The following is a 5200-nucleotide window of genomic DNA, read 5'->3' on the forward strand; positions in this document are numbered from 1 at the left end:
TGCTCATTTTTTTCGGCATTATCAACCGACCACGTAAAGTTCACTGTTTGGTTTTGACGGTCAAAATATACTTCACGTTTAGGTAGAATATAACGCGCTAATATAGGGCTGAAGTTTAAGAAAAAAAGATTAAAACCGATTGCAGGTAATACAAACCAAAATGGAAAGTCTTCTGGTGTTGATGTAAATTGTGAATAAAACCATACCCCAAAAAATATAACTGAGACAATTGAACCTGTTACTCCCAAAAGAATAGGTCCCAATACTAACCCTAACGTCCAATCTGCTGCATTATGAAAACCCAAGTAGCGGCCTTCATTATCCAAGCTTTGAGGCTGTACTTTTTTATTATCCTCTTTTTCTAATAAAAATCGGACAATCATTAACCCTTTAGGTGAACTATATTCATACTTTTTTGAGGAAATATAGTGTTTAAAGTTCTGATAGTTCTCTATTGCTCTTGCATTTAGTTTTGCAAATTTATATGAAATTGACATGAATATCCTTTTGCCCACTCAAGCAGCTATTTACTGCTTGAGCTAAATCCTATTTATTTCTTTGTTTAACTACAAATCAATCATTAAAAATGAAGTGAATTTTTGCCACAACGTTTTGCCAAATTTAATCTCGCTTTCAGCTTTTATATTATCCGCATATTTCCATGGGAATTTAAATATATCCGGTGGTGTTAGCTTTTTAATAGGTTTACCCATCAATAAGTTATCAAGCTGCTCTTCGTCATTAAATCCTTTTAAAAGCTCATCATCGGCTTTAGACATTTCTTTTAAAAATGATTTGTCAACGCGATACCAAAAATACTTAGGGCGGCCATTGGCTCTATCAAATTCAGCGGTGGTTTTATCAAACTCACGGTAATATTCAAATTGCGGAATATCGGCTAATGGTTGAGTAACATCCATAAAGTTTTGTAGTAATTCCCAATGGATTAATGAAGGAGCAACCTGATTAGCATACGTTTTTTCATATCTCATACTTTTTTTAAAATGTAAAAGCGTAAAACCTCTATTTGGGAAGCCACTATTAGGATTATGGGCCACTTTGTAATGCGCATTGAATTCTTCAAATGGTAATTCGTCTAAGCTCTTTGCGTCACTTGTAGGAATTGCCATTTTTCCTGTTACCCGATTAAATATAACAGCCAGATTGTACTTTTTTCTTATAAATGGCCAAATAATGAAATTTAATGATTTTGAAACTACTAAATAACAAAATAACATAGTAACAATATCTCCAGCCAAACTAACCGAACCTAGTAACAATGCAAATAGAGGAATAAGAAAAGCTGATAACAAGGCTATAAAATGTAATAAGACCCATGAAAATATTATCAAGTCAATTATATTGGATGGATTCGTTGATAGAGCTAATGTTAAGTTACTTGTCTTTGCACAAAAAATAGAACGATACTTTTCATACCTACCATTTAGGTTGTTTTTATAAAAGTTTTTTTGACTACTGTCATAACAATGCCCATACACTTTCCCTCTTGGGTATATTGCTTGCTTACTCTGATAACGGCAATACATAGAGTCACGTTCATCTTTAGCTATTTCATTTCTAAACCTTTCATTTTGCGTACCTTTATAAGCTGCTAAATCATACTGCTCAAGCATATTCTATTTCCTTTATTATCCATGCCTTATCGGGCACTTCGCCGTCGTCCCATTCATTTCGCTCATCAATGTCCACATAAGGCAGGGTCACATGTTTATCTAAGCGATATTGTACTTTTACTTGCCAATCGACTTCAAAGTGTTTTGGCCACATTGATAATATCGGTATGGTATATTTGAACCCAGTGATGGCACCGGATTCAGTATTCTCTTTTTGGATTATTTGCCAATTTTTATGATCGTGACGGAATTCCTGCTCAAAGTGTAAAACTCCCTCATCTTCTATCTGGTAAACTTGAACGAAAACCTCTGATTGCCCTAAAGCAAAATTTGGTGTGTCTATATCAATAGTTAATTGGCAATGGGTACCGGTGAGTTTTTTTAGACCTAATGTGACACTTGGGTTCATCAGTGTACCTACTAATGCGGCGTAACACTCTTTTGGTTGATCAAGCCATTTTTTATAACTACCGCTACAACGGTCATCTGCGTCTTTTGCAAATGGGCCATTTTTAGTCCAAGTTTCTAATTCATTATCGGTGACTAATATAGCAATAATTGCAATGATCAAACCGACTGCGATTATTGCCCACCCTAAAGGTGTAGTAAATAAAGCAGCACCAAGATATATAAAACCAGCTACAGCGACAGCTCCACTTAATGCATGAAAAAATGCTGCATCCATATCATTTTTCTGCGAAGATTTGTATACATCCAAAACCGTAATAGCCAATGTTAAGATTAGACCAACAGAGCCTATTATTTTTGTAACTTGTACTGATTTAATAATTAGATCGATTTCTGTCTTTAAGAAACTAGACAATCTTGGAATCTTAAATGAAGCAGCTTCAACTGAAAGAGTAGCTAGACTGAAAATAACATTCAATGAATCGGCTAGAAACTTAGCATCTACCTTGTCTCCTGCCTTAAATTTTTTAATCATTTCATTAGCATTAAACATTTCAAATGCTAACATCACCATTGGTAAGTTGTGCTCTAAAATTTTCGTGCCTTTGAGCTTAACAGTATCCACAGCTCCTAGTTTAAAGTCTGGGTTATCATAATAGAGCGCATACCTGTTGGCTTTAGGTACTACTACTAACTCACCCTCGATCGAATCATACCTACCGATTAAGTCATTATAGTCAGTCCAGTTTTTAGGGTTAAAATAACCTTTGTTGCTGCCAAATGCTTTAGGGTCTTCAGCTGCGATTACATTTTCTTTACTATCGTAAATAGTTACTGCATTTGGTGGCGGATTTTTCACGCTTTCACGTAGCATTGCACGCCTTTGCTGCCTGTTTTTTTGCGTACGCTTATAGTTCGTAATGCCAATTACTGATGGGTTATCACCTAATACAGCACCAGCTTGTTTAACATGTATATCTGCAAAGTCACTAATTCCAAGCGCTTTATTATAAGAGACCATCAAGTTTCTAATTTTTACAGTGTGCGGTTTTAAAACGCCGTTTTGATATTGACTCGCAACTCGCCCCCATGCGGCAGTTAAATAGCCCACCGCATCTTTAGCTTTACCAAAAAACTCTTTTAAACCTTTATTAGCTAATAAGCTGTCTTGCTCTTGTTTTTCTTCTATCAACTTTTTATGAATGCGCTTAAACTCTTCAAATCTAAATTTAGCTTCGCCGTTATTTTTTTCTTCCGGCAAGGTGTTTAATACAACACTCCCCGGCTGATTTATATCGAAGTGACCTTCTGGGATCATAAAGCAGTCAGATAACCAATTGCCTTGCTCAAACGTTGCTTTTAAAAAGCTTTCTATTGCACTTGTGGCTTTATTTATATTCTTTTTACGCTCGTTTTCAGCAGGTAACTTTTCTTTCCAAGGCCTGAATACACCAGTTGAAACATCGTCGATACTCAGTATATTTAATACATTAGTAATAAAATTAAAGCCAAATAAATAATCTACATTTTCAAGGGCTACCCAATCATTCATTACTGGAGCTAAACCAATATAATCACTTTGCTTAGACGTTAAAGGTGAGTCGTTATTTAAGTCTTGTAAAAAATCAACAAACTCTTTTTGTGCTATTGGTAACTCCTTTAAATATTTCTCTAATTTGTCATTTGACAAGTATTGCTCTAGATATTCTTTGTCTAGATGCTTTGCTCCACTACGTAAAAACTTTGCACCAGAACTTAAGTCTGCATATCCCTCTTTTTTGGTTTTTATAGGAGTCATCGAAGTTCGATGTGGGAATATATAATGATCGCGCATCACTTTTTCATGCAAATCATCATTTAGCATCGCTTGATAAGCCAACACACCTGAATCATAATGTTTCTTATCTGTTAGCTTTTTATTCTCAAGCTGTAGCTGTAAAAAAATCACTTGGCACTTATTTAACAGAGAAAGCGCTATGCCACCTGGGTCATGTATTGTAATTTGCCCTTCACGCTCTGCTACTGCTAAATCAATTTGTTGACAGCGAGCGTTTCGTAATGAATCAGCTAATCCCTGGTCTTCAACATGTGTAGGTGAAGTGGCGTTAGCACTTTTTTGTCTTGGATCATCTTTGTACAGTCCGCCGAGGCTCACAATATACTGCCATGACCATTGGGCGATGGAAAAAGCAACTTGTACCGTGGGGTCACTAAGTGAACCTGGCTCACAGTTTAAACCATTTGTTTTCTTAGGCAGCAAGATTGTTTGGGTAACTAAACCCGAATATGAACGCTCGTTTTTGCCAAATTCAGTTGCCAAATCAACTTCAGATAAACAACCATTGTCAACAGCTGCAATTTCACGCCATAAATAACCATTAACGAATATATAGTAAAAGCCGTTTAAGTTACTAACAGGTCGTTCGTCTTCTCCTAACACTTGAAATTGCGCAGGTTTAGCTTTGTTTTTATCAAGGGACGCCTCGGTAAAAACGGTTGGTTTTACCGAAATAAATTGCGCTTTATTGTCATCACTTGGCGGATTATCTAAAGTATAAGGTTGTGTATAGCCGAAAGGTATATATGAACTCCCACATTCACCCTTTATCTCCGAATCTAATTTAATTAATCCCATATTAAGCACCTGCTGTAAAATTAATTGACGCGTTTTTGCCACTGATATTTTGCTTATCTGCGATTGGCACTTTTTGCTCACTTGCACCTTGAGTCGCTTTTATTGCACCAAGCGATGCATCGTTACTATCAACACCTTTGACTAAAATACTCGCTCCATGTGTTGTTTCTGCATCACTCAAACTATCCCTCACTTGCACACTCAATCCCCTTGGTGCGGGGCCGCCGGATTGCATAAGTGGCGCAGGTGGGGTGTTTTTAGAATTAGAGATCATCGGGTCACCTTGGCGTACAGCGGGTTTACCTTCAATTAATACATTAAACGAGCCCATGATAAATTCAGCTTCACCGTCGTTTTTCTTACTCGCGACGCCTTTTTTATCACCAGGGGAGTCACCTGAGCTTTGTGAAAAAGTGCTATTTATATTAGCGGCGCCATTGCCATTGACTTTTACTGAGCTGGCAACATCTGTAACGTCACTTGATTGCGCTTTATTTGCGTATGGAATTGGTACAACGCTAGT

The 5200-nt window shown here is 36.8% G+C and carries 3 protein-coding genes and 1 pseudogene; all 4 read right to left on the reverse strand.

Annotation, left to right across the window (positions count from 1 at the left end; all coding sequences use genetic code 11):
• Positions 1-497, reverse strand: a pseudogene (locus H5186_RS22035) (hypothetical protein); the annotation flags it as partial.
• 69 nt (positions 498-566) lie between these two features.
• Positions 567-1634 (reverse strand): hypothetical protein, encoded by a 1068-nt coding sequence (locus H5186_RS22040; protein ID WP_182768129.1) that lies wholly within the window; start codon positions 1632-1634, stop codon positions 567-569.
• Entirely contained in the window at positions 1627-4677 is a 3051-nt protein-coding gene (locus H5186_RS22045; RefSeq protein ID WP_182795001.1) for a hypothetical protein, read from the reverse strand. The genes H5186_RS22040 and H5186_RS22045 overlap by 8 nt, the downstream gene beginning before the upstream one ends.
• A 1-nt stretch (position 4678) precedes the next feature.
• The coding region (locus H5186_RS22050) for a DUF4150 domain-containing protein (protein ID WP_182795002.1) at positions 4679-5200 on the reverse strand (522 nt) is incomplete at its 5' end.

The sequence above is a fragment of the Pseudoalteromonas sp. SG41-2 genome (assembly GCF_014164535.1).
In the GTDB taxonomy this organism is placed as follows: Bacteria; Pseudomonadota; Gammaproteobacteria; order Enterobacterales; family Alteromonadaceae; genus Pseudoalteromonas; species Pseudoalteromonas rhizosphaerae.